We start from the raw sequence: 18,811 nt of genomic DNA on the forward strand, positions 1-18,811 counted from the left end.
TGGAGCATGGCATGGACCCCGACCTGTTCTTGGTTGTCGGCATGGTGATCGGGGTTCTTGCCATTCCCTCTATGCTTTCCGCGTTTTCTGAAAGTCGTTCCCCACGGGCTGGGGCGGTACTTGTGTTGATTGCGGGTGTGCTGGTTGTCGTGGCGGTGCAAAATAAAGCAGGCGGTTACACCTTTGCCGAAATTCCACAGGTGTTTTACAACGTGATTGGCCGCTATTTCCGTTGATGCCTTGCATTTTTGGCTTGCGCTTGGGGCCTGCCCATCCTACACGACGCGCTCTATGAACCGCCCGACCGGCCAAAGTGGCATGCCGAGTCGCGCGATAACCACTCGAACGAGGAGATGGAAATGCCCAAGATGAAGACCAAATCTGCGGCCAAGAAGCGTTTTACCTTCACCGCTTCCGGTAAGGTAAAAGCTGGCCACGCCGGTAAACGCCACGGCATGATCAAACGTACGACGAAATTCATTCGTGACACCGCCGGGACCATGATCCTGTGTGATGCCGATGCCAAGATCGTCAAAAAATACATGCCGTATAACCGGTAAGGAGAGCCAAAGATGTCCCGCGTAAAATCTGGCGTCGTTACCCACGCCCGTCACCGCAAGGTAATCAAAGCTGCCAAGGGCTATTATGCCGCGCGCAGCACCAACTTCCGCACTGCAACGCAGGCGGTTGATAAAGCCAACCAATACGCCACCCGTGACCGTAAAACCCGCAAGCGCAATTTCCGCGCGCTGTGGATTCAGCGAATCAACGCGGCTGTGCGGTTGTTTGACCCAAGCTTTACCTATTCCCGCTTCATCAATGGTTTGATGCTGTCGGGTATTGAGGTGGACCGCAAGGTTCTGGCCGATCTGGCTGTACATGAGCCAGAGGCGTTCAACGCCATCGCGGCCTCGGCCAAGGCTGCTTTCGATAAATCGGAAGAAGCCAAAGCTGCCGCTTGATCTTGGTAGATTAAGACTTTGAGAGGCCTTGCTGGTGAGAACCGCAGGGCCTTTTTTCTTGCGCCGCCTTCACCTGCGCCGCCTGAAAAGGGGGCAGTGATCTGTGCGTTCAACACCTACCACCCTAACAGCCCAAAAGCTGCGACCACGGCCGCCGTTTGGTAGGGCACGTTGGGAATTGGCGGCGCAGCCTGAAACTTTGAAGCAGCGTTCCAGCCCTGTATTTCGCTTATCCCGCCCTGCATAGGCCCTGTGGATGTATCCGGCCCAAAGATTGCGGTTCAGGCCAATCTGGGCAAGGCATGCCATGCCGGGGCGCGCCCAACCCCGTAACTTATTGGAAATAAAAGCCCTGTCACTTGTCAAATGGTCAAACCTTTTGAATGCCCTCACGCTGCCCGCTTTGGCCATGTGGTCTGAAAACCCCTTGGATATTTTTACCGGACAGAAAGCGCAGGGGGCATGGTATTGCAATTGGCTGGCGGCATCGCTAGCAACAACGCAAGAAATTTCGGAGGCTGAGAATGAGCGCGCTTGACGATTTGAAGGGCAAATACCTGACCGCAGTTGCCGGCGCGGGGGATGAGGCCGCTTTGGAAGAGGTGCGTTTGGCCGCACTGGGCAAAAAGGGCGAAATCAGCCTGAAAATGCGCGAATTGGGCAAAATGTCGGCTGAGGAGCGCAGCACCTTCGGCGCGGCGCTGAACGCGCTGAAGGATGAGATTGACGCGGCGCTGCGGGCCAAAAAAGCGGCGATGGCCGATGCGGCGCTGGAAATGCGACTGCGCTCGGAATGGCTGGATGTGACGTTGCCGGGGCGGCCACGCGCGGCAGGCACGATTCATCCGGTAAGCCAGGTGACCGAGGAGTTGACTGCGATTTTTGCCGATATGGGGTTTGCCGTGGCCGAAGGGCCGCAGGTGGAATCCGATTGGTATAACTTTGACGCGCTTAACATCCCGCCCGAGCACCCCGCGCGGCAAGAGCATGACACGTTTTTCATGAACCGCGCCGAGGGCGATGACCGCCCGCCGCATGTGCTGCGCACCCACACCAGCCCCGTGCAAATCCGCGCGATGCTGGATCAGGGCGCGCCCATTCGCATCATCTGCCCCGGTCGCGTCTACCGCATGGACATGGACCAAACCCATTCGCCGATGTTCCATCAGGTCGAAGGTTTGGTGATTGGCAAGGATATTTCCATGGCCAATCTGAAATGGGTGCTGGAGGAGTTTTTCAGCGCCTTCTTCGGCAAGCCGGTGAAAACCCGGTTCCGCGCTTCGCATTTTCCCTTCACCGAACCATCGGCAGAGGTGGATATTCAGTGTTCCTGGGTTGATGGGCAGTTGCGCATTGGTGAGGGCGACGGCTGGATGGAGGTTCTTGGCTCTGGCATGGTGCATCCGAAAGTGCTGCGGGCGGCGGGTGTGGACCCGGATGAATGGCAGGGGTTTGCCTTTGGCATGGGAATTGACCGGATGGCAATGCTGAAATACGGTATCCCCGATTTGCGGGCGTTCTTTGAATCCGACCTGCGCTGGTTGCGCCATTACGGTTTCTCGGCGCTGAACGTGCCGGAACTGGCGGGCGGCGTGGCATGAGTTTCAACACCTTCGGCCATATGTTTCGTGTGACGACCTGGGGCGAAAGCCACGGTCCGGCGCTGGGGGCGACGGTCGATGGTTGCCCGCCGGGGGTGCCGTTGACAGAAAACGATATTCAGCCCTGGCTGGACAAACGCAAGCCGGGGCAGAACAAATACACCACCCAGCGGCAAGAGGCCGATCAGGTGCGCATCCTGTCTGGGGTTTATGAGGGGCACACAACCGGCACGCCGATTCAGTTGATGATTGAAAATACCGATCAGCGGTCCAAGGATTATGGCGATATCGTTCAGAAATTCCGGCCGGGCCATGCCGATATTTCCTACCATCAGAAATACGGGCTGCGTGACCCGCGGGGGGGTGGCAGGTCTTCGGCCCGTGAAACGGCGGCACGGGTTGCCGCGGGCGGTGTCGCGCGCGCGGCACTGGCGCATCTTTTGCCCGGCCTTACGATCACGGGCTATATGGTGCAGATGGGGCCGCATACGATTGACCGCGCGCGGTTTGATTGGGGCCAGATTGCGGAAAATCCTTTCTGGGTGCCGGATGCGGTCGCGGCAGGGCATTGGGCCGAGTATCTGGACGGGTTGCGCAAAAGTCATAACTCTGTCGGGGCGGTGATCGAAGTGACTGCGCGGGGCATGGTTCCCGGTCTTGGTGCGCCGATCTATGCCAAGCTGGATACCGATTTGGCGGCGGCGATGATGTCAATCAACGCGGTCAAAGGCGTGGAGATCGGCGAGGGCATGGCGGCAGCGATGCTGACTGGCGTGGAGAATGCCGATGAAATCAGGATGGGCGAGCGCGGGCCGGAGTTTTTGAGCAACCACGCGGGCGGCATTTTGGGCGGTATTTCAACCGGGCAAGATGTTGTGGTGCGGTTCTCGGTCAAGCCGACATCATCGATTCTGACGCCGCGCCAGACGGTGACGGTGACGGGCGAAGAGGTGGATTTGATCACCAAGGGGCGGCATGACCCCTGCGTAGGCATTCGCGCGGTGCCGGTGGGTGAGGCGATGATGGCCTGTGTCTTGCTGGACCATGCCTTGCTTGATCGCGGCCAGACCGGCGGTATTCGCGGAAAAATCGGCTGACTTGAACCGGGTGTACGCCAGTGGGCTTTGCGGGGCGGGCATTTGGCCCAACAGGGTAAGCGGGCGCGCCTATACCCTACTTAAAGCCTTCCTCACATAACGCCGCCTGAAATCAAAGATTTCAACGCGTCATGTGATAGGTATTGTTCCAAGCTAAAGCCAGTACGCCAGCGCCCCAAGGCGTTACCCTGGGAGGGCCACGATGGGGCGGTGACCGCAGGGGCGTCAGGTAATCTTTTCCAGCCGCTCTTTGGACATGTCACCCGGCACAATCGTGATCGGGACCGGCAATCCGCCCGAGCTTCGGCTAAGCTGTGTGACCAAGGGGCCGGGGCCGGATTTGTCATTGCCGGCACCCAAGACCAGAATCCCGATTTCGGGGTCTTCGCGCATCTGCGCCAAAATTTCGGTCACCGGGTCACCTTCGCGGATGACCAGTTCGGGGTTCACGCCCTGCTTGTCGCGCATCCACTTGGCGAACACCTCAAAATGTGCCTCAATCCGTTCGCGCGCCTCGGCCCGCATCAGGTCGGCAACCCCCATCCAATGCTGAAACTCTTCCGGGGGGATCACCGATAAAATCTGTACCCCCGCGCCGGTACGGGCTGCACGCAACGCGGCAAAGCGCATGGCGTTCAAACATTCGCGACTGTCATCCAGTACCACCATAAACTTGCGCATCTTGTTCCTCGTCTTTGCCCGCAGATAATGGCGTATCTGCGTTTGGGTTTGCAAGCCTTCTGGCAGGCTTTTGCTTTTCGAGACCGGCTTTTACCGCCTTGGAACCGGATGATACCAAGGCGGGCGATGCAGAACCGTGGCCATCACATCGCGAGTTACGATCCGGCGCTATGTGCCCAATCCCAATACAATTGCCGCGCCCGGCGGGTCACGGGGCCAATTTGATATTGCGTATCGTCGAAGGCTTTCACGGGCGTTACCTTGGCAAAATTGCCAGATAGAAAAACCTCATCCGCTGCGTGAAAATCGTCAAATGTCAGCACAGCTTCGACGACTTCGACCCCATCGGCGCGTAAATTGGCAATATGCCGTGCGCGCGTGATTCCCGACAAGAACGTGCCATTGGCAACCGGGGTAAAGGCGACGCCGTCCCGCACCATAAACACATTCGCCGTCGCGGATTCGGCTACATTGCCAAGCGCATCGGCAACCAAGGCATTGCCAAACCCTTTCGATGACGCCTCGGCCAGCATCCGCGCGTTATTGGGGTACAGGCAGCCCGCCTTGGCGTTGCACACAGCATCTTCCAGCACGGGCCGACGAAAGCGGGTGCGGGTCAATGTGGTGGCTGCCTCGGGGTCCGGCATTGCCACTTGTTCCAGACAAAGCGCAAAGCCGGTAGAGTTGGGCTTGGGCCCCACCCCCAATTCATTCGCATCCAGTGACCAATACATCGGCCGCACATAGACCGCCTGACCGGGGCCATAGGCGCGCAACCCGTCGCGGGCAATCGCCTCCATTTCTTCGGGGTCAACGCTTGGGGTTATCATCAGCGCTTCGGCAGATCGGTTCACGCGGCTGCAATGGCGGGCCAAATCGGGCGTTACGCCGTCAAAATGCCGCGCGCCGTCAAACACAGAAGACCCGAGCCAAGACCCATGGTCTGCCGCCCGCATGATCGGAACATCACCATCATGCCATTTGCCTTCAAAATAGGTGCGGATATTGGTGCCAAATGCCATTGGTCAAGCCTTTCAGTTTCATCGGGCCGAGTAAACCACTCTGCCGGGCCCTGGTCCAGCCCTCGCGCGCCCGGCCCTTGGATGAATCGAAGGGGGCCTTGGCGTGGTTTGGCCATTCAACCGCCCTGAACGCATCTTTGCGTGCTGCCGTTCGTGAAAATGCGGTTTGGTTGCGGCTTTTTCATGGGGCTTGGGTGCTGCCTATCCGCCAAACCGCCGCGCGGCATCCAGCGCCAGGCCTGTGCCAACGCTGCCCAACAGATCGCCCGTGGCAATCCTGACGCCCGGCAGGCTGGCCTGCACCGCAGCCTGCACGATCGGCAGGCTGGAGGAGCCGCCCGTCATGAACACGGTGCCGATCCGGTTTGGCCCGACCTGCCCCGGATGCAGCCCGGCTTGGGCCAACACGATCGCAATCGCCTCGGCGATACGGGCAACAGGTTTGTGGACCACGGCGTCGAATATCGCGCGGGTGGCGCCGGTATCCATCCCGATAAACTCGGTCAGCCGTATCGGCGTGGCCAGGGTTTCTGACAGGTCAATCTTGGCTGCCTCAACGGCCATGGCTATGGAATGACCGCTGCGCCCCTCAATCACGCCAATCAGGCGGTCAAGTACCTGCGGCGCGTCAGCGTCATATCTGATCTGCTTCAATTCTATCAGCGCCCGCCCGGCATAGATGGCGTTGATCCGGTGCCATGTCGCCAGATCGTGATAATAATGCAAAGGCATCACGTTTTTGCCTTTGTTGATAGGCGACCCCAGACCCAGTGCGGGCATCACCTGCGCCAGCGACAGCAAACGATCAAAATCGGTGCCGCCAACGCGAATGCCGTGGCTTGCCAGAATATCCTGATCTCGGTCGGGTTTGCTGCGCCCCGCAGGCGAGACCCGGAGGATCGAAAAATCCGATGTGCCGCCGCCGATGTCCACAATCAGCACCAGTTCCTCGGCCTCGACCGTGGATTCGTAGTGCAGCGCCGCTGCGATCGGTTCAAACTGAAACCCGACATGCTCAAACCCATTGTCGCGGGCAATGGCGTGCAGCACATCCTGTGCGGCCTCGTCGCCCTCGGGGTCGTTGTCTACAAAATGCACAGGTCGGCCCAAAACCGCGTGATGCGTACCGGGCTGCACCTGGTCCAGCTTATCGCGCAAATGGCCGAAAAAGCAGCCAAGGATATCTGTGAACGCCAAGGCGCGGTTGCCCACCCGGGTCTTTTCATGGATCAGGGGCGAGCCGAGCGTTGATTTCAACCCCCGCATCAGCCGCCCATCCCAGCCTTCGGTATAGGCAGCAATTGCTGCGCGGCCAAATTCTGGCGCGGCACCTTCGCTGTCCCAGAATACGGCTGACGGAATGGTCGGGGAACGGCCTTCCAGCGCGATCAATTGCGCGGTGCCACCTGCCATAATAGAGACTGTCGAATTCGAGGTGCCGAAGTCGATGCCACATACTTGCGTCGTCCGTTTCATTCCGGCCCCCATAGCTTGCGAAAGGCGCGGGGTGTAAGCGGGTTTGCCGCCCAAGTAAAGCTGCGGTCTTGCGGCCCAGGGTATTTCAGCCCTGATCTGATGCAGCAGGCCAAAGGTGATATGCTTTGAGCCAAAAAAACGCCCTTTTCCGGGGCGGGAAAAGGGCGTGAAACGGGTTAGCCAACCCGGCGAAACGGGCCACAGCTCTGGGGAACCAAACAGTTGACGAACCTGCACGCTGTTTCAAAGCCCCAACGCAGGGGGCCCGAACGCAACGCTACACCATTAAAAGCCCCCGGACCCAAGGACAGATCCGGGGGGCACAATAAAAGCCAGCACGACCTGCTTGCACAGGGGGGACCGAACCGACACAGCCAAAATATGCCGCGCTTTTATTATGGCAGGCCCGCCCCCGCGCCGCTGTTACCTTGGTTACAATGGCCAAAACTTCTTGCCGGGCTTTAACGTGATCGGATCATCCCCACGATATCGTAAACCTCATTCACGATCGGGCGGGCAATCGCATCGGCTCGCGCGGCGCCTGCGCCCAAAATCCGGTCAATCTCGGCCACGTCTTGCATCAGCCGGTTCATTTCCGAGGTGATCGGGCTCATCACCGATACGGCCAGATCAGCCAGCGCAGGTTTGAAGCTGCCAAACTGCGACCCGCCATGCTGGGCAATAACCGCCTCGGCTGTCATCCCCGTCAAAGCGGCATAGATATTCACAAGGTTTCGCGCCTCGGGCCTGTCTTTCAGCCCATCCAATTCGCTTGGCAAAGGCTCTGCGTCGGTCTTGGCCTTCTTGATCTTTTTGGCAATCATATCGGAATCATCGGTCAGGTTGATCCGGCTTTGATCTGACGGGTCCGATTTTGACATTTTCTTGGTGCCATCGCGCAGGCTCATCACCCGCGTCGCGGCGCCTTCGATCAAAGGTTCGGTAATCGGAAAGAAATCCACGCCAAAGTCATTGTTGAACTTGGTCGCAATATCGCGACACAATTCCAGATGCTGCTTTTGGTCCTCGCCCACCGGCACATGCGTCGCCTTATAGGCCAGAATGTCGGCAGCCATAAGGGCAGGATAGGCAAACAAACCCAACGAGGCGTTTTCAGAGTTCTTGCCGGCGGTCTTGTCCTTCCACTGGGTCATCCGCCCCATCCAGCCCATCCGCGCTACGCAGTTGAAAATCCACGCCAATTCGGCATGTGCGCTGACCTGTGACTGGTTGAACAGGATCGACCGTGCAGGGTCCACCCCCGAAGCAATGAATGCGGCTGCCGCCTCGCGGGTTTGCTGGCGCAGGCTTGCCGGGTCTTGCCATACGGTAATTGCATGCATATCGACCAGGCAATAAATCGTCTCGATCCCCTCATTCTGCTTTTCGGCAAAACGCTTCAGCGCGCCAAGGTAATTGCCCAGCGTCAACCCGCCTGACGGCTGAATGCCGGAAAAGACACGGGTCGGGAAAGCGGACCGAGGCGTTTGGACCGGCTCTGTCATAGGGAATACTCCATCTGGAAATTGTGCTGCATCTCGCTTACTCTTGCCGCAAAGGGGCGTCAATCAACAGCCCCATCAGATGAGGCTATATGCAGACAGATCACAACGCCGCCCCGCTTAACCCGTTGCCCGTGGTCATCTGGCTGCTGGCGCTGCCCCTTATCGCGATGGAGGCGGTGCTGAATCTTGCGGCGGCGGGCTTTGTCGGGGGGGCCACGGGGGTCGGCTGGCGGCAGGATGCCGTGCAACGCTTTGCCTTTTCCCCCGACTTCATGCGTGAGATGATCGCCAACAGTTATTACCCGCCTGAGCATTTGCTGCGCCTTGTCAGCTACCCGCTGGTTCATCTGAACTTTACCCATGCGCTGTTTGTTGTGGTGTTCTTGCTGGCGCTGGGCAAGATGGTGGGCGAGGTGTTCCGCCCATGGGCCGTTCTTGTCGTGTTTTTTGGCGCTACCCTCGCGGGGGCGTTAACCTATACCGCCTTGCCGTTCATCCATATCCCCCTGATCGGTGGCTACCCCCCGGTATACGGGCTTATCGGCGCGTTTACCTTCCTTTTATGGACCAACCTGGCTGATACCGGCAGCAGCCAATACCGCGCGTTTTCCCTGATCGGCATGCTGATGGCCATACAATTGCTATTCGGCCTGCTGTTTGGCGGCGGCTGGGATTGGGTGGCAGAACTGGCGGGGTTCTTTGTCGGGTTCTTCTTGTCGTTTGTCGTCAGCCCCGGCGGCTGGGCGCGGGTAAAGGAGAAGATACGGGAAAGGTGAGGGCGCGGCGGGCAGCCTGGGCCGTCTGAAAAATAGCCAGATCGCCGCAGACAGGAATTGAAGATGATTATAGCGTTTCGCCTTTGACTTGAACCAAGGCCTATCACATGGCGCGTTGAAATCTTTGATTGCAGGCAGCGATGCCTGAGTCAGATTTAACGCAAAACGCTTTAAATCACTATTTTTCAATGGCCATGCAATAAAACGCCGCGCAAGGGGGCAACAGGCGACGCCCCCCTCAAAACGGACACACAGCCGAAAAACTCATCGCCGCCCCGCTTTCGGGATGCCGGATTTTCAGACTGTCTGCATGCAGCATCAAGCGCGGAAATGCCGCCGCCGGCCCGCTGGCGTATAGAGGGTCGCCCAAAATCGGATGCCCGATTTCCAGCATATGCACCCGCAACTGATGGCTTCGACCTGTCAGCGGGGTCAGCCGCATCCGGGTCTCATCGCGGCCTCGTTTCAAAATCCGCCAATCGGTGACCGAAGGCTTTCCGGTTTCAAAATTCACATGCTGGCGCGGCCTGTTCGGCCAATCCACGATCAGGGGCAAATCCACGCGGCCGCTCTCTTCTGTCACTTCGCCCCAGACTCGGGCGATATAAATCTTCTTGGTCAGCCGTTTCTCAAACTGCTGGCCCAAAAACCCCTGCGCGGCTTTGGTTCGGCCGAATATCATCACGCCCGAGGTGTCCTGATCCAGCCGATGCACCAGCAAGATATCGGGGAAATCCTCTCGCAGGCGGTTGATCAGGCAATCGCTGCGCGCCGCGCCCCGCCCCGGCACAGACAGCAAGCCAGACGGTTTGTCCGCGACCACAATATGATCGTCGGCATAGATCACGGAAAGTGGCGTGATCGGTGGGGTATAGACAAATTCGTTCATCCGCTGCGTTTATCCCAAGCCGGGGCGTCAGACAATCGCATGTCCTGTGATCAGGCGTGGCTGCCTGTCCGTGGTTGGGCCGCGCAGGGGTGGCAGCCCTGCCTTAAACCGCATTGTGGAACAGGCTGGCCATCAGCCGGGACAATTGCGTGACATCGTTTTCGGTAAAGGCGTCGGGGGTATTGCTGTCAAGATCAAGAACACCCAATAGTTTGCCCGCACCGTTCCAGACCGGAAGAACCAGTTCCGACCGGGTAGAGGAAGCGCAGGCAATATGATCGGGGAAGGCATCAACATCAGGAACAAGCTGCGCCTGCCCGGTACGAGCCGCAGCGCCGCAGACCCCCCGCGAAAACGGGATTACAAGGCAGCCGTGACCGCCCTGATAGGGGCCGATCTTCAACAGTTCGGGCGCTACGACGCGGTAAAAGCCGGTCCAGTCGGACAAGGCGTGCGCATGGTGCAGCTCGCAGGCAACGGTGGCCATCAGGGCGACGCTATCGGTTTCGGCGTGACAGAGCGCATGGAGGGTTTGGGCAAGCTGGGCATAATCGGGCATGAATTTGCTTTTCTGTGAAGTGAAGTGAGGGGCGGGGCTACCCATGCTGTCGCGCGCGAGGCATTGGTGCAGAATGGGGCAGAACCTTGGGTGTTTGGGCCTAAAGGAACGCGGGGAACGGGTCAGGGCCGCTCTATCGCGATTGCGGTGCCTTCGCCGCCACCAATGCAAATGGCGGCGATACCGCGTTTCAGGCCCCGCGCTTCAAGGGCGTGTAAAAGGGTCACGATGATCCGCGCGCCCGACGCCCCTATCGGGTGGCCGAGGGCGCATGCGCCGCCATTCACATTCATCTTGTCATGCGCAATGTCGAGTTGGCGCATGAAGGCCATGGGGACGACGGCAAAGGCCTCATTCACTTCCCACAGATCAACATCTTCTTTGGTCCAGCCCAGCCGATCCAGCAATTTGCGGGCGGCTGGCACCGGGGCTGTTGGAAAATCAGCCGGGGCCTGGGCGTGGCTGGCGTGCCCCATGACATAGGCGCGGATTGGTAACGCATGTTCGCGCGCAGCCGCCTCGGAGGCCAGCAAAAGCGCCGCAGCCCCGTCGGAAATTGATGAGGCGTTGGCCGCCGTGACCGTGCCATCCTTGCGAAAGGCCGGTTTCAGGCCTGGGATCTTTTCGGGGCGCGCCTGGCCCGGCTGCTCATCTGCGCTGACGGTTACTGCGCCCTTGCGGGTGGTTACGGCCACGGGCACGATTTCGGCTGCCAGCGCGCCCGAGGTTTGCGCCGCGACAGCGCGCGACAATGATGCCAGTGCATAGGTATCCTGATCTTCGCGGCTGAATTGAAAGGCCTGCGCGCAATCTTCGGCAAATGTACCCATCAGGCGGCCTTTGTCATAGGCATCTTCCAGCCCATCAAGGAACATATGGTCGATAGCCCCGGCATGGCCCAGACGCGCCCCGCTGCGCATCTTTGGCAAAAGATAGGGGGCTTCGGTCATGCTTTCCATGCCGCCGGCCATCATCACATGGGTCTGGCCCAGCGCGATCTGATCATGCGCGATCATCGCCGCCTTCATTCCCGATCCGCACATCTTGTTCAGCGTGGTTGCAGGCACCGCTTTGGACAGACCGCCCGCAAATCCCGCCTGACGTGCCGGTGCCTGGCCTTGGCCAGCGGGCAAAACGCAGCCCATCAACAGCTCTTGGACCAAGGCGGGGTTGGCCTTGCCCAAAGCAGCGCGAATCGCGGCCCCGCCCAGAACCGCCGCAGAAACACCCGAAAATGCCCCCTGAAACGCTCCCATAGCCGTCCGTGCAGCCCCCACAATGACAACTTTTTGCATTTCTGCCCCCTTGTCCGATTTTCGGTTACCGAATGCTAACCACTGGGCAATAGCCTGCAAGTCCCGAATTCGTGAAGGAGTATCAGGATGAACCTGACTGCCGAGGCGCATGGCGCCCTATTGGTTGTCACCGTCTGCGAAGACCGCATTGACGCCGCCAGCGCCATTCAATTCAAGGAACGCATGCGCGAGATGACGCAGGCCGCATCTGACCGCGTGCTGCTTGATCTGTCGCAGGTGGCGTTTCTTGACAGTTCCGGCCTGGGCGCTGTGGTTGGCGTGATGAAGCAGCTTGGAACAACGCGCAAACTGGAACTGGTCGGCCTGACGCCCACAGTGGCCAAAGTGTTCCGTCTGACGCGGATGGATACGGTTTTTACCATCCATCCAACTTTGCCCGACGGCCTGCGTAAAGCTGGCTAAGATGGTCAAATCAGATGGTGGCAACAAAAGGCAGACCGTGCAGGTGAAAATTGCAGGTGATCCGAACGCCGTCCGAGATGGGTTGGCCTGTCTGCTGGCCGGCCCTGCCTTGCGCAATCTGGATGCTGAAGCGCGGGGCACTGTCCAGATTGTTCTGGCCGAGGTTCTGAACAATATAGTTGAGCATGCCTATTCCAACGCCTCTGGCGAAATCAGTATCAGGCTGAATCAGCAAGCCGGCGGAATTCATGTGGTGATCATTGATCAGGGCGCGGCTTTTCCGCAGAAAGAACCGCCATCGGGCACTCTGCCTCAGATTGATGTGATGACCGAGTTGCCAGAGGGCGGTTTTGGCTGGTTTTTGATCCGCAATCTGGTCCGGGATCTTGCGTACAGGCGCATAGCAGCGTGTAATCACCTTTCCTTCTTCCTTCCTCTGCCGACTGATCAGTAAAGCGTGTTGCGTATAATCACAGTCAGCCAATACCCTGAATGTGTCATGCCCTGCCTGTGCTGCCTTGAGCTGCTGCCTGATTATGCGCTTTGGTCGGGGGGCAACGCGCGCCCACCGCAGACAATTCGGCAAGGCTGGCATCAGGCCTACCCCCAAAGCGTTTCGCCTTGAACCTTACTCACATATCGCGGCCTGAACTCATAGATTCCAACGCGTCATGTGAGGGGCTGCGATTTAAGTCAGTGTTGATACGCTATATTTACAGATGTGACGCAATCTTGCCTTTGTTTTCCCCTGAACTTGCCACAGTTTTTGCCCCTTATGGTCGGTGTAGCTGCATATAGCTTCCCTCGGCGCTGCGGTAATTGCCCCCACCCATATCGTAGCGCCGAGGCCTGTGCTTTACAGCCGCCTGCTATAGACCAGTTTGGCCCCGGCCAAAACCGCTATGGGCCGTTACGGCTGTGGCATGGCACCATAAAGGGCGAAAAGAAACGAATTCCACTCTGCTGATTTTCCCATTAGGTTTGGCTAAATCACTGCAAGAGGGTAGCAATGCGCGATTTTCAAAAACCGGGTCGATCGGCTGTTTACGCAACGAACGGCATGTGTGCCACTTCGCACCCTTTGGCCGCAGGTGCGGCGATCGACGTGTTGAAAGCTGGTGGCAATGCAGTGGATGCGGCAATTGCCGGGGCGGTTCTGCTTGGGTTTTGTGAGCCGCAGATGACGGGGCTTGGCGGTGATTGCTTTGTCCTGTTCAAACCCGCCGGGTCCGAGGATATCCACGCCCTCAACGGGTCTGGCCGTGCCCCCAAAGGCCTTGACCCGGCAGCGCTGCGCGCCCGAGGCATGGCCGCGATGCCGCTTTATGCGCCCGAGGCGGTTACGCTTCCCGGTGCTGTCGATGCGTTTTGTCAGCTTTCTGCCGATTGGGGCCGCATGTCGCTTGGCGAAATCCTTGCCCCTGCGATCCGCTATGCCGAAGATGGTGTTCCCGTCGCCCCCCGTGTCGCCAAAGACTGGGCCGAGGCGGAACATCTGCTGCAAGGTCGTGCGCGCGAAACTTTGCTGACCAACGGCAAGGCGCTGACGCTTGGCCAGATGTTTCGCGCCCCCGGTCAGGCCGAGGTGCTGCGCCGCATCGCCAGCGAAGGCCGCGCCGGATTTTATGAAGGCGAGGTTGCGCAAGATATGGTCGCCTCGCTTAACGCTTTGGGGGGCACCCATACGCTGGATGATTTTGCAGCCACCAAATGCGACTATGTGAAACCTGTCTCGGGCCCCTACAAAGGCGTTGATCTGTTTGAACATCCGCCAAACGGTCAGGGTGCCACGGCGATTCTTTTGCTGAATATCCTGTCACATTTCAACATTTCAGCGATGGATCCGTTTGGCGCAGACCGCGCACATATTGAGGCCGAGGCCAGCAAGCTTGCCTATGACGCCCGCAACCGCTTTCTTGCCGACGCCGATCAAACCACCCGGCTTGATCATATGCTCCACCCCGAAACCGCGTCAAAGCTGGCTGCGTTGATCGACCCAAAGCGCGCCATGGCCGCGGCCGCCCCACTTGCCGAAGCAGTTCACAAGGATACGATCTATATCACCGTGGTGGATAAGGATCGTATGGCGGTCTCGCTGATTTACTCGGTCTATCACAGTTTTGGTGCTTGTCTGGCTTCTGACAAATTCGGTATCAATTTTCAGAATCGCGGCGCAGGATTTACCCTGCAGCAAGGTCACCCGAATGAGGCCAGGGGCGGCAAGCGCCCGATGCACACCATTATCCCCGGTATGATCGCCGAGGCGGGGCGCGTTACCATGCCCTTTGGCGTGATGGGTGGGTCTTACCAACCGTGTGGCCACGCCCGGCTTGTTTCCAATTTGCAGGATTTCGGTATGGACCCGCAATCTGCGATAGACGCCCCGCGTTGTTTTTCAGGGGTTGAAGGTATGGAGGTAGAGCGTGGCTATTCCGATGCTGTCCGCGCCGATCTGGTGGCGCGCGGCCATGATGTGAAAACCCCTATGGTTCCGCTTGGCGGTGCGCAGGCCATCAAACTTCACGCTGACGGGTTGCTGGAGGGCGCATCAGACCCCCGCAAAGATGGTTGCGCCCTGGGCTATTGAAACCAGCCAGAGATCTGGTGCGCGCTGGGTTTGAAAGGCGCTGCCAGGGAAGGCCGGCAAAGCGGATGCAATCGCTATGCCGTGGATCTGTTGAAACGGATAAAACCGCTGCCCCTATCGTGTTTCGGCTTTGCCTTGAAACGCGGCGCAGTGAAATCTTTGATTTCAGACAGCGATATGCGGGCCAGATTCAAGGCGAAGCGCGATAGATATACTGTAATAAGGCGCATGTGGGTGCGCGTGGCCGTTTTCCCCGCGCCTACGCCCTGCTATGGTTGCGCCATGCCCGGTCTTTGTCGCGCCTGTCTTACCTCATTTGAAACCGGCTTGGCACCGGCGCCGAAAAGATGTCCGGCCTGCCGCTCGCCTCGCCTTGTTTTTCACCCGGAACTGACAAACCTTTCCATAGCCCATATGGATTGCGATGCTTTTTATGCCTCGGTCGAAAAACGCGACCACCCTGAATATCGCGATGTGCCCCTTATTGTCGGCGGCGGCATGCGGGGGGTTGTTTCCACCTGCTGCTACATCGCCCGCATCAAAGGCGTTCGCTCAGCCATGCCGATGTTTCAGGCCCTTAAACTTTGCCCCGAAGCCGCAGTGGTGAGGCCGAGAATGGCTGTCTATGCCGCCGTTTCCCGCGAAATCCGGGCCATGATGGAGGCGCTGACCCCTGCGATCGAACCCCTTTCGCTTGATGAGGCGTTTCTGGATCTTACCGGCACCAGCCGCCTGCACGGCGCACCCCCTGCGGTGCTACTGGCGGGGCTTGTGAAAGACATGGAGGCCAAGTTGGGCATTACGGGTTCCATCGGCCTGTCACACAACAAGTTTCTTGCCAAGATCGCATCGGATCTTGATAAGCCGCGCGGGTTTTCGGTGATCGGACATCAGGAAACAGAGGCGTTTTTGTTGCCAAAATCGGTGGCTATCATCTGGGGCGTGGGGGCGGCCACGCGGCTATCATTGGAAAAGGCAGGAATACGCACGATTGCCGATTTGCGGCGCTGGGACCGGGTGGATCTGATTGCACGGTTTGGCAGCATGGGTGACCGATTGTGGCACCTTTCCCGCGGGGTTGATACCCGGAAGGTCAGTCGGAATGAGCCGGTCAAATCCATCTCGAAAGAAACCACCTTCAACGAGGATATCGCGGACAAAGAGCTGTTGAAGGGCCATCTTTGGCGGCTTGCCGAGCAGGTTTCAGACCGGGCCAAGGCGCAGGAATTTGCGGGCAGGACGGTGACGCTGAAGTTGAAATCAACCGATTTTGCGTCGGTCACCCGGCGTCACAGCCTTGCATCCCCCACCCAAACCGCTGATCGCATCTATCGTGAGGCCGAGTTGTTGCTGGAAAGTTTCAAAGAGCCGGGGTCTTTTCGGCTGATCGGGGTCGGGATTTCTGATCTTTGCCCTGAAAGCCAGGCTGACAGCATCGGCGATTTGCTTGATCCCGATGCCGGTAGGCGGGCAGCGGTTGAGACGGCGACCGACAAGATCCGCGCCAGGTTTGGCCGGGACGCGATCATCAAAGGCAGAGCATTGCGCTGAGGTGTTTTGATCGGCAAAGGCATATCGGCAAGGCTGGAACATGAAGGCACTGCGCGTGATGCGCGGGGCATAGCTGAATGGCTGCTGCGGCGTCAGGGCTTGCAGGCGGCATGACCGTAAGCCAAAAGCAAAGCGGCCCACCGCGATCTGCGGCAGGCCGGTGGGAAGAACAGAAAAAGTAGGCCCTTACATTGGGGGCAAGAGTACCGCATCAATCACATGAATCACGCCGTTCGAGGCCTCAATATCCGCTGCGGTGACGGTGGTTCCGTTAACCTTTGCCCCGCCATCCAGTGTGATGGTGATTTCATCACCTTGAACGGTTGCGGCCTTCATGCCCTCTGTCAGGTCGCCCGACATCACCTTGCCGGCAACAACGTGATAGGTGAGGATCGAAACCAGCTTGTCTTTATTCTCGGGTTTCAACAGATCTTCGACGGTGCCTGCTGGCAGGGCCGCAAATGCCTCATCAGTAGGTGCGAATACGGTGAACGGGCCTTCGCCTTTCAGGGTGTCAACAAGGCCTGCGGCCTGTACGGCGGCGACGAGGGTGGTAAAATTGCCAGCGCCGACGGCAGTATCGACGATATCCATATCTGCTGCATAGGCAGCGGTGGACAGCATCGAGGCGGCTGCGGTCAGGGCGATAAAGGTTCTGCGGATCATCGGTCGTCTCCCTTGGAAGTGATCAGTGCCAAATTCGCTTGGCAAAAGGGAAACGGATGGGGCGGTGTTTTGGATCAGGGACATATTCTTGTTGGCAGACTTGACAGAAAAGCTGCCCGCGCTAAGCAAAGGCAGCTTTTCAAGTCCAGTAAATTCAATGTTATCAAATGCGTGATTATTCGTGCCCCAGGGCATCCTTTACGGTGCTTTCCGACAGTGCGTTCGCAGGGTCCATCGTGCCGGAACAGGCTTGATGGCTGATGGTGGCCGTGCAGGAATCATAAACATCCGCGCCCGGAAACGGCACCTTGTCGCCGGTGTGGGGCACATGGCCAGTCACCAGACCTTTGGTAGGAACTGCAGCCCATCTTTTTGAATATGTCTTGCAATGCATCGGGCCGCCAAACGCATGTTTCAAGCGCGTGCCGCTATTGTGACGCAAGTTCAGGTGCTTTTCGGTTCCATGCCGCTATGTTTGATCAAGACATTCATAGGAGAGAGCGGATGATGCGAAAGCGTTTTGACGGAAATCTTAACTGGTCCGAGGTGACGCCCAAGGCGCAGTGGCTAAATCGGCGCAGCCTGTTGGCCGGGGCAGGGGCGCTGATGGTCGCTGGCGGCGCGCAGGCCAGGATTGCCGCAGCCGCCAGTGATTTTTCCACGGATGCCGCGCCCAATACCCTGGAAGAGATCACCCGCTATAACAACTTTTACGAGTTTGGCACAGGTAAGGAAGACCCGGCCAACAACTCTGCTGGCTTTATGCCTGACCCGTGGTCGGTGAAAATTGACGGGATGGTCGATAGGCCGGGGGATTACGCGCTGGATGATATTCTGGGCGGTGCAACGCTGGAGGAACGGATTTACCGTTTCCGTTGTGTTGAGGCGTGGTCGATGGTCATTCCATGGGTCGGGTTTGAGTTGGCGACCCTGCTGAACCGCGTTGGCGTACAGCCGGGGGCAAAGTTTGTCGCCTTTGAAACGGTTGTACGGCCGGAACAGATGCCCGGCCAGCGCAGCCGGCTGCTGGATTGGCCCTACCGTGAGGGGCTGCGGCTGGATGAGGCGATGCACCCGCTGACAATCCTGGCGACAGGGCTATATGGTGAGGCGCTGCCAAACCAGAACGGCGCGCCGATCCGATTGGTCGTGCCGTGGAAATATGGGTTCAAGTCGATCAAGTCGATTGTACGGATTCATTTGACCGATACGATGCCCGCAACCACCTGGAACATGCTGAACGCCCGTGAGTATGGCTTTTACAGCAACGTGAACCCGGGCGTGGATCATCCCCGCTGGTCGCAAGCATCCGAGCGGCGTGTGGGGGGCGGGCTATTTGCCAAACGTGTTGATACGCAAATGTTCAATGGCTACGGCGAGCACGTCGCCGCCCTGTATGCCGGGCAGGATTTGACCAGGGATTATTGACCCGTGGGCCGGGCTATCAATACGGTGCTGCGCCATGTGCCTCCGCTTGCCATATATGTGGCGGGGGTGGTGCCGCTTTTATGGCTGGTCTGGTTGCTGTTCAGTGGTGGCCTGGGGGTTGATCCGGTCAAGAAGATTGAACATCAGCTTGGCCTGTGGGGGCTGCAACTGTTGATTGGCGGTCTGGCGATCACCCCGTTGCGGCGCTTTGCCGGGGTGAACCTGATCCGCTATCGCCGGGCCGTGGGCCTGCTGGCATTCTTCTATATAGGGCTGCATCTGGCGACATGGCT

Annotated in this window: 21 protein-coding genes (1 of these 21 only partly in view); 12 read left to right on the forward strand and 9 right to left on the reverse strand. The window is 58.6% G+C overall.

Going from position 1 to position 18,811, the window contains the following annotated elements; translation table 11 throughout:
* The first annotated feature begins 11 nt into the window (after positions 1 to 11).
* The 5 genes from VDP61_RS08495 (at position 12) to aroC (ending at position 3,660) form a co-directional block, all read left to right on the forward strand.
* A complete protein-coding gene (locus VDP61_RS08495) occupies positions 12 to 236 on the forward strand; it encodes a hypothetical protein (protein WP_323006502.1) in 225 nt (74 codons plus the stop codon).
* A gap of 123 nt (positions 237 to 359) precedes the next feature.
* A complete protein-coding gene (gene rpmI / locus VDP61_RS08500; protein WP_323006503.1) occupies positions 360 to 560 on the forward strand; it encodes a 50S ribosomal protein L35 in 201 nt (66 codons plus the stop codon).
* A 12-nt stretch (positions 561 to 572) separates the two neighbouring features.
* Positions 573 to 962 carry a 50S ribosomal protein L20 gene (rplT, locus tag VDP61_RS08505; RefSeq protein WP_323006504.1) on the forward strand — a complete coding sequence of 130 codons (390 nt, stop codon included), beginning with the start codon at positions 573 to 575 and terminating at the stop codon, positions 960 to 962.
* Between the two features lie 524 nt (positions 963 to 1,486).
* Positions 1,487 to 2,563: a phenylalanine--tRNA ligase subunit alpha gene (pheS, locus tag VDP61_RS08510; RefSeq protein WP_323006505.1), complete on the forward strand. Its 1,077-nt coding sequence runs from the start codon at positions 1,487 to 1,489 to the stop codon at positions 2,561 to 2,563.
* A complete protein-coding gene (gene aroC, locus VDP61_RS08515) occupies positions 2,560 to 3,660 on the forward strand; it encodes a chorismate synthase (RefSeq protein WP_323006506.1) in 1,101 nt (366 codons plus the stop codon). Before pheS ends, aroC begins: the two co-directional genes overlap by 4 nt.
* 225 nt (positions 3,661 to 3,885) lie before the next feature.
* Here the strand turns inward: aroC and VDP61_RS08520 are convergent, their stop codons facing one another.
* The 4 genes from VDP61_RS08520 to trpS all read right to left on the reverse strand — a co-directional run bounded on the left by VDP61_RS08520 (position 3,886) and on the right by trpS (position 8,344).
* Complete coding sequence (locus VDP61_RS08520; RefSeq protein ID WP_323006507.1) at positions 3,886 to 4,341, reverse strand: universal stress protein; 456 nt, start codon at positions 4,339 to 4,341, stop codon at positions 3,886 to 3,888.
* A gap of 155 nt (positions 4,342 to 4,496) precedes the next feature.
* Positions 4,497 to 5,363, reverse strand: coding sequence for a branched-chain amino acid aminotransferase (locus VDP61_RS08525; RefSeq protein WP_323006508.1), 867 nt, complete (start codon positions 5,361 to 5,363; stop codon positions 4,497 to 4,499).
* Positions 5,364 to 5,564: 201 nt separating this feature from the next.
* Positions 5,565 to 6,839 (reverse strand): Hsp70 family protein, encoded by a 1,275-nt coding sequence (locus tag VDP61_RS08530; RefSeq protein ID WP_323006509.1) that lies wholly within the window; start codon positions 6,837 to 6,839, stop codon positions 5,565 to 5,567.
* Between the two features lie 461 nt (positions 6,840 to 7,300).
* Positions 7,301 to 8,344: a tryptophan--tRNA ligase gene (trpS, locus tag VDP61_RS08535; RefSeq protein WP_323006510.1), complete on the reverse strand. Its 1,044-nt coding sequence runs from the start codon at positions 8,342 to 8,344 to the stop codon at positions 7,301 to 7,303.
* 89 nt (positions 8,345 to 8,433) lie between these two features.
* Between trpS and VDP61_RS08540 the strand changes: the two genes are divergently transcribed.
* Positions 8,434 to 9,120 (forward strand): rhomboid family intramembrane serine protease, encoded by a 687-nt coding sequence (locus VDP61_RS08540; RefSeq protein ID WP_323006511.1) that lies wholly within the window; start codon positions 8,434 to 8,436, stop codon positions 9,118 to 9,120.
* Between the two features lie 238 nt (positions 9,121 to 9,358).
* Here the strand turns inward: VDP61_RS08540 and VDP61_RS08545 are convergent, their stop codons facing one another.
* The 3 genes from VDP61_RS08545 to VDP61_RS08555 form a co-directional block, all read right to left on the reverse strand.
* A complete protein-coding gene (locus VDP61_RS08545) occupies positions 9,359 to 10,009 on the reverse strand; it encodes a pseudouridine synthase (RefSeq protein ID WP_323006512.1) in 651 nt (216 codons plus the stop codon).
* Positions 10,010 to 10,112: 103 nt separating this feature from the next.
* The gene (locus tag VDP61_RS08550; RefSeq protein WP_323006513.1) at positions 10,113 to 10,568 is read right to left on the reverse strand and encodes a GAF domain-containing protein; all 456 of its coding nucleotides are present in this window, start codon (positions 10,566 to 10,568) and stop codon (positions 10,113 to 10,115) included.
* A gap of 122 nt (positions 10,569 to 10,690) precedes the next feature.
* Positions 10,691 to 11,863, reverse strand: coding sequence for an acetyl-CoA C-acyltransferase (locus tag VDP61_RS08555; protein ID WP_323006514.1), 1,173 nt, complete (start codon positions 11,861 to 11,863; stop codon positions 10,691 to 10,693).
* A gap of 87 nt (positions 11,864 to 11,950) precedes the next feature.
* Here VDP61_RS08555 and VDP61_RS08560 point away from each other — a divergent pair, with 87 nt between their 5' ends.
* From VDP61_RS08560 to VDP61_RS08575, 4 genes are all read left to right on the forward strand, one after another.
* Positions 11,951 to 12,286, forward strand: a complete 336-nt coding sequence (locus VDP61_RS08560; RefSeq protein WP_323006515.1) for an STAS domain-containing protein — start codon at positions 11,951 to 11,953, stop codon at positions 12,284 to 12,286.
* A 1-nt stretch (position 12,287) separates the two neighbouring features.
* Positions 12,288 to 12,740, forward strand: a complete 453-nt coding sequence (locus VDP61_RS17845) for an ATP-binding protein (protein ID WP_416236510.1) — start codon at positions 12,288 to 12,290, stop codon at positions 12,738 to 12,740.
* A gap of 555 nt (positions 12,741 to 13,295) precedes the next feature.
* Positions 13,296 to 14,873 carry a gamma-glutamyltransferase family protein gene (locus VDP61_RS08570; protein ID WP_323006517.1) on the forward strand — a complete coding sequence of 526 codons (1,578 nt, stop codon included), beginning with the start codon at positions 13,296 to 13,298 and terminating at the stop codon, positions 14,871 to 14,873.
* Between the two features lie 282 nt (positions 14,874 to 15,155).
* Positions 15,156 to 16,424, forward strand: coding sequence for a DNA polymerase IV (locus VDP61_RS08575; RefSeq protein ID WP_323006518.1), 1,269 nt, complete (start codon positions 15,156 to 15,158; stop codon positions 16,422 to 16,424).
* Positions 16,425 to 16,610: 186 nt separating this feature from the next.
* Here the strand turns inward: VDP61_RS08575 and VDP61_RS08580 are convergent, their stop codons facing one another.
* Both VDP61_RS08580 and VDP61_RS08585 read right to left on the reverse strand, forming a co-directional pair.
* Positions 16,611 to 17,090 (reverse strand): fasciclin domain-containing protein, encoded by a 480-nt coding sequence (locus VDP61_RS08580; protein ID WP_323006519.1) that lies wholly within the window; start codon positions 17,088 to 17,090, stop codon positions 16,611 to 16,613.
* A gap of 175 nt (positions 17,091 to 17,265) precedes the next feature.
* Positions 17,266 to 17,430 carry a hypothetical protein gene (locus VDP61_RS08585; protein WP_323006520.1) on the reverse strand — a complete coding sequence of 55 codons (165 nt, stop codon included), beginning with the start codon at positions 17,428 to 17,430 and terminating at the stop codon, positions 17,266 to 17,268.
* A gap of 167 nt (positions 17,431 to 17,597) precedes the next feature.
* Between VDP61_RS08585 and msrP the strand changes: the two genes are divergently transcribed.
* Positions 17,598 to 18,518, forward strand: coding sequence for a protein-methionine-sulfoxide reductase catalytic subunit MsrP (gene msrP / locus VDP61_RS08590; RefSeq protein WP_323006556.1), 921 nt, complete (start codon positions 17,598 to 17,600; stop codon positions 18,516 to 18,518).
* Between the two features lie 3 nt (positions 18,519 to 18,521).
* On the forward strand, positions 18,522 to 18,811 hold the 5' portion of the coding sequence (gene msrQ / locus VDP61_RS08595; protein WP_323006521.1) for a protein-methionine-sulfoxide reductase heme-binding subunit MsrQ. The gene runs 307 nt beyond the window's last position; 290 of the gene's 597 nt are visible here — the first part of the coding sequence; its start codon is at positions 18,522 to 18,524; its stop codon lies beyond the right edge, outside the window.

Origin of the sequence: Pseudorhodobacter sp., assembly GCF_034675685.1 — a bacterium.
GTDB lineage: Bacteria > Pseudomonadota > Alphaproteobacteria > Rhodobacterales > Rhodobacteraceae > Pseudorhodobacter.